At 60.2% G+C, this 1805-nt stretch carries 3 protein-coding genes and 1 pseudogene; all 4 read left to right on the plus strand.

Annotated features, from left to right (window positions below):
• Nucleotides 1-149: pseudogene (locus GSQ70_RS00780) on the plus strand (DNA methylase); the annotation flags it as partial.
• Nucleotides 149-370, plus strand: a complete 222-nt coding sequence (locus GSQ70_RS00785; protein WP_158780494.1) for a hypothetical protein — start codon at nucleotides 149-151, stop codon at nucleotides 368-370. The pseudogene GSQ70_RS00780 and the gene GSQ70_RS00785, both read left to right, overlap by 1 nt.
• 45 nt (nucleotides 371-415) lie before the next feature.
• Complete coding sequence (locus GSQ70_RS00790) at nucleotides 416-823, plus strand: DUF1380 family protein (RefSeq protein ID WP_158780495.1); 408 nt, start codon at nucleotides 416-418, stop codon at nucleotides 821-823.
• 404 nt (nucleotides 824-1227) lie between these two features.
• Nucleotides 1228-1734, plus strand: a complete 507-nt coding sequence (locus GSQ70_RS25685) for an antirestriction protein ArdA (protein WP_199257203.1) — start codon at nucleotides 1228-1230, stop codon at nucleotides 1732-1734.
• Nucleotides 1735-1805 lie beyond the last annotated feature (71 nt).

The raw sequence follows: 1805 nt of genomic DNA on the forward strand, positions 1-1805 counted from the left end.
CGTGTGTGGCCGCCCTTCAGGCAGGCCGCCGCTATATCGGTATTGAACTGCTGGAGCAGTACCACCGTGCAGGGCTGCAACGGCTGGCAGCGGTGCGCCGCGCCATGCAGCAACCGGCCGCCAATGACGACCTGCCGGAGGCCGCATAATGAACTATGCCGGATTTGAAGCGCTTCGCGCCGACGTTGCGGCGCTGGCAAACAGCATGTGCGATCTGCGTACCGAGCTGAACCGTCTTGAGTCGCAGTACCGCTATGACGCCGACCCGCTCTCTGAGCGCCTTGCGCGGCAGACCCTCTGCCGTATTAATGCCCTGTATCTGGCGGCGTACCGCGAGGTACTTGACCTGGACGCGGCTTTCAGAGACTGACCGACCCCGGGCGGCTGGTCCGCCCGTCATAAACCGGAGATAAAAATGATGTACGGAACCCGTAAAGAGCTTAATCAGCTGATGAAACGCGCCTTTGGCCGCGATGAAAAAATGGCTCTGCTGGTCTGGACCCGTGAGGACGTGAAGGCGGTGGAAACCATGACGGAAGCAGAGGCTGAGGCGATTCTGTGCGCCATTGGCAATATCGGGCTGGGCGACCACCAGGAAGAGGGCGTGTTATTCCGGTCCATTCACGAATTGCTGGCCGGGCTGCGCACCGAAACCCGTATGGTACAGGTGCCGTCAGACCTGCTGGCCCGTATCACCGAAACCACACGCCGGGCGCTGTCAGCGGGTGATGCGCAGGCGTGGGAGCTGGCGCGGCACAGTTTCCCATCCGTGAACGATGCGCTGTGTGACGTGGCCTGGCTGGAGAAACAGCTTGCCGCATGAGTACCGGCCCGCCGCTCCCCCGGCGGGCTTTACCGGCATGACGATAAAGATGTTGCGCGTTGCGCTCCGCTTTACCGGCTCAGCCTCCACGGTGTTCCGGCTTCGCGGAGAGTAACGTCCCGTGCGGCCTGCGGCTTACGCCGTGCCTCTACTATAGCCCGGCCGCTGCGGATGCAAGGGTTCGCTTCTCCGGTGCCTCGCCCGGTCGCAGTTTTTTAATGCTTCTCCACTGTCTTCCCGTCGTTTTCCGGCTCAGTTTTCGCCGTCAAACCGTCCAGCCAGCGTCCGCTGTTTTCTGCGCTGCGGCATGCGGCACCGCCCCTGCATCCTCCGCTTTCCACCGGGCTGTCGTGTCGGCACGGCGTAAGCCGGAACTGAGACGACATCAACCCGGAGGATTTTTTATGAGCATTATGACCACCACGCCTGCCGTTTACGTTGGCACATACCATAAATACAACTGCGGCAGCATTTTTGGTAAATGGTTTGAGCTGACGGAGTTTGACGGCCCGGATGACTTTTATGAGGCCTGCCGGGCGCTGCACGCCGATGAATGGGACGCTGAATTTATGTTCCAGGATTGGGAGAATATTCCGTCACAGTTTGCTTCCGAGAGCAGCATTGACTGGGATTTTATCGCCGCTTACAAACTCGCTGAAGCTGATGGCAGGGAGGAGGCCTTTGTGGCGTGGGCGGAGTACACCGGCGAATGTGACTATGACGCGTTTGATGATGCCTACCGTGGCGGAGCGGAAAGCGAGGAGGACTACGCGCGGGAGATGGCTGAGGATAACGGCCTGCTGAATGAGGTGCCGGAGCCGCTGCGCAGCTATTTCGATTTTGAAGCCTATGCGCGTGACCTGTTCAGCAGCGGATATGTGTTTCATGACGGTTATGTTTTCTGCAACTGATTGACTCAGGCAGGCGGTGCAGCCGCCTGTCAGCCCGCGCGGAAAAACCTGGCAGGCCCTGCCTGCCGGCG

The sequence above is a fragment of the Pantoea sp. BAV 3049 genome, assembly GCF_009765445.1.
Lineage (GTDB): Bacteria > Pseudomonadota > Gammaproteobacteria > Enterobacterales > Enterobacteriaceae > Erwinia.

Excerpts from the sequence above, each read along its gene's own strand:
- GSQ70_RS00785 (WP_158780494.1), top strand. The coding sequence starts at position 149 with ATGAACTATGCCGGATTTGAAGCGCTTCGCGCCGACGTTGCGGCGCTG.
- GSQ70_RS00790 (WP_158780495.1), top strand. The coding sequence starts at position 416 with ATGATGTACGGAACCCGTAAAGAGCTTAATCAGCTGATGAAACGCGCC.
- GSQ70_RS25685 (WP_199257203.1), top strand. The coding sequence starts at position 1,228 with ATGAGCATTATGACCACCACGCCTGCCGTTTACGTTGGCACATACCAT.